This window comes from Streptomyces sp. E11-3 (assembly GCF_046540415.1).
Lineage (GTDB): Bacteria > Actinomycetota > Actinomycetes > Streptomycetales > Streptomycetaceae > Streptomyces.
This window is the reverse complement of sequence record NZ_JAZGRL010000053.1, coordinates 1-3,141: the sequence shown is the minus strand read 5'-3', so window position 1 is coordinate 3,141 and position 3,141 is coordinate 1. Positions and strand designations below refer to the sequence as shown.

General features: G+C 73.2%; 4 protein-coding genes. 3 read left to right on the top strand and 1 reads right to left on the bottom strand.

Annotated features, from left to right (window positions below; all coding sequences use genetic code 11):
- Positions 1–93: 93 nt before the first annotated feature.
- Positions 94–1,203, top strand: a complete 1,110-nt coding sequence (locus U9R90_RS34795; protein ID WP_411061373.1) for an adenosine deaminase — start codon at positions 94–96, stop codon at positions 1,201–1,203.
- 23 nt (positions 1,204–1,226) lie between these two features.
- The gene (locus tag U9R90_RS34790; RefSeq protein ID WP_411061372.1) at positions 1,227–1,904 is read left to right on the top strand and encodes a glycerophosphodiester phosphodiesterase; all 678 of its coding nucleotides are present in this window, start codon (positions 1,227–1,229) and stop codon (positions 1,902–1,904) included.
- A 102-nt stretch (positions 1,905–2,006) separates the two neighbouring features.
- Here U9R90_RS34790 and U9R90_RS34785 read toward each other — a convergent pair whose 3' ends face one another.
- Positions 2,007–2,642 (bottom strand): NADPH-dependent F420 reductase, encoded by a 636-nt coding sequence (locus U9R90_RS34785; protein ID WP_411061371.1) that lies wholly within the window; start codon positions 2,640–2,642, stop codon positions 2,007–2,009.
- Positions 2,643–2,726: 84 nt separating this feature from the next.
- Here U9R90_RS34785 and U9R90_RS34780 point away from each other — a divergent pair, with 84 nt between their 5' ends.
- Positions 2,727–3,092, top strand: coding sequence for a winged helix-turn-helix transcriptional regulator (locus U9R90_RS34780; RefSeq protein ID WP_411061370.1), 366 nt, complete (start codon positions 2,727–2,729; stop codon positions 3,090–3,092).
- Positions 3,093–3,141 lie beyond the last annotated feature (49 nt).

Sequence of the window (3,141 nt, the reverse complement as noted above, 5' to 3'; positions counted from 1 at the left end):
TCGGTCACGGCCCGCCCCCTCGTCTCTTACCCCTGGTCATGCTACGGCCCGCCCCGGACCGCACCCGGCCGCCCCATCGGGCCGCACCCTACGATGATTCCGTCCGCGCGACGCACCGGCCGAGCGCACTGCCCCGGGGAGGACCCGTTGACTGACCTGCACGCCTTTGTCGCCGGGCTGCCCAAGGCCGAGCTGCATGTGCACCACGTCGGCTCCGCATCGCCGCGGATCGTCGCGGAACTGGCCGCCCGGCACCCGGACTCCAAGGTGCCCACCGACCCCGAGGCACTCGCCGACTACTTCACCTTCACGGACTTCGCGCACTTCATCGAGGTGTACCTGTCCGTGGTCGACCTGGTCCGCACCCCGGAGGACGTCCGCCTGCTGACCTTCGAGGTCGCCCGTGACATGGCCCGGCAGAACATCCGCTACGCCGAGCTGACCGTCACGCCGTACAGCTCGGTGCGCCGCGGCATCGACGAGTACGCCTTCATGGCCGCGATCGAGGACGCCCGCAAGGCGGCCGAGACCGAACTGGGCGTCGTGCTGCGCTGGTGCTTCGACATCCCCGGCGAGGCCGGCCTCGAAGCGGCCGAGGTGACCGCGCGCCTCGCGGTCACCGACGGGCTGCGCCCCGAGGGGCTGGTGTCCTTCGGGCTCGGCGGCCCGGAGGTCGGCGTCGAGCGCCCGCAGTTCAAGCCGTACTTCGACCGGGCGATCGCCGCCGGGCTGCACTCCGTACCGCACGCGGGCGAGACCACCGGGCCGCAGACCATCTGGGACGCGCTGACCGCTCTGCGCGCCGAGCGCATCGGCCACGGCACCAGCGCCACCCAGGACCCGAAGCTCCTCGCGCACCTCGCCGAGCACCGCATCCCGCTTGAGGTCTGCCCCACGTCGAACCTCGCGACCCGCGCCGTCGCCGACCTCGACCGGCACCCGATGAGGGAGATGGTCGCGGCGGGCGTCCTGGTGACCGTCAACTCCGACGACCCGCCGATGTTCGGCACCGACCTCAACAACGAGTACCTGGTCGCGGCCCGCCTCCTCGGCCTCGACGAGCGGGGCGTCGCGGAGCTCGCCAAGAACGCCGTCGGCGCCGCGTTCCTCGACGACGCGGGCAAGGCGCGGATCGCGGCCGAGATCGACACGTACACCGAGGCCTACGTCGGCGGCTCCCCGGCGGCACGGCTGGCACGGTGACGCGCTCTGAGCACAATGGGCCCATGCACTCCGTGACTGCCGTGGGCCACCGCGGCGACCCGTACCGGGTCCGCGAGAACACCCTGGACTCGCTGCGCTCCGCGCTGGCCGCGGGCGCGGACGCCGTCGAGGTCGATGTACGTCTGACCCGCGACGGCGTCCCCGTACTGCTGCACGACGCCACGCTGAAGCGGCTGTGGGGCCATGACCGGCCGCTCGACCAGCTCTCGGCCGTCGAGGTGCGGGGCCTCACCGACGGTGGGGTGCCCACCCTTGAGGAGGCCCTGCGGACGACGGACGACAGCCGCGTCATGGTCGATCTGCCGAACGCCACCCCCGAGACCGTCCGCACGGTCGTCGGCACCGTCCATGACTGCGGAGCCGCCGAGCGCGCGTACTACTGCGCGGGCACCGCGACCATGCGCCTGGTGCGCGAGGCCGACCCGGACGCCGAGATCGCCCTCACCTGGAAGACGCTGGCTCCCGCACGCCCCGAGGTGCTCGAAGCGATCCGGCCGCGCTGGCTCAACTACCGCTTCGGCCTGCTGAGCCGCGACCTGGTCGGCCGCGTCCACCGGGACGGGCTGCGGGTCTCCTGCTGGACCCCGGACACCAAGCGGTCGATGCGTCGGCTGCTTGACCTCGGCGTGGACTCGATCACCACCAACCGGGTGGCGGAGCTCTGCGCGTTGCGCGCGTAAGGTCCGGCTGTCCGCCCGGACTGCGGCCCTGCGCCCGCCACGTCAGAGGCTGGCATCGCGCGGCAGGCGGCGCCTCCTCGCCGCGCGGCCGCACCGCTGCGTCTAATGCCCGCCGGTCGCGAAGGCGCGCGGCGGCGCGATGGCCTGGGCGTCGACGCCCTCGCCGACCCACAGACCGATCAGCAGCGCCGCCGTCGCCTCAAGCAGCCCGGCGCGCTCCAGGCCACCCGCGGCCACCGGCTCGCAGCCGAGGTCCTTCACCAGTTCCCGTACGAGCGTGAGCGCCCCCTCGTCGTCGCCGCACAGCGGGACCGTGAGCGGCCGACCGTCGAAGACCGGCGGGGTCAGCCGCCAGACACCCTCGTGGCAGACGTTGAACGCCTTGACCACGTGGGCCCCGGGCGCCGCGTCCGCGATCCGGCGTGCCGCGCTGGGCCCGCCCTCCGTGACGAGCGTGAAGCCCGCGCCCACCGGGTTGCTGCAGTCGATCAGCGCCTGTCCGCGCAGCGGCAGCACGGCCGCGGCCTCCACCGCCGCGTCATACGGCAGCGCCAGCAGTACGGCGTCCCCGAAGGCCGCCGCGTCGGCCAGGCCGCCCGCGCGGGCGCCGATCCGTTCGGCGAGCGCCGCCGCCCTGGCCGCGTCCCGGCCGCCGACCAGCAGCTCGTGCCCCGCCGCGGCCCACTGCGTCCCGAGCGCCTCCGCCATGTTCCCCGTACCGACGATTCCGATCCTCATACGCGTACCTTCCCTTCGCGAACCCAACCTCGAACTCGGCTGCATGGAAAGACAGTAGGAAGTCCGTCAGGCACCATCTGGTAAGTGACGACCGATGACTACCTGGCCGACTGCCGGGCCCGCCTCGCCTTCGACCTGCTGGCCAACACCTGGAACGCGGTGGCCGTCTGGGCCCTGCGGGACGGCCCGCGACGCCCCGGCGAGCTGCGCGAGCGGATCGGCGGCATCAGCCCGAAGGTGCTCACCGAGACCCTGCGCAGGCTTCAGGGGTACGGGCTGGTGGCGCGGCGCGAGTACGCGGAGTCGCCGCCGCGCGTGGAGTACGAACTGACCGACCTCGGCCGGACGTTCCTCGGCCCCATCGAGACGGTCGGGGCGTGGGCCTTCGCCCATGGCGACGAGGTCATGGCCGCCCAGGACCGTACGGACGCCCAGGGCCTGTCGGCCTAGGGGGCGTCTCTCCGATCTTCGCGGATCAGCCTGCGCCCGCTGCGAAGCA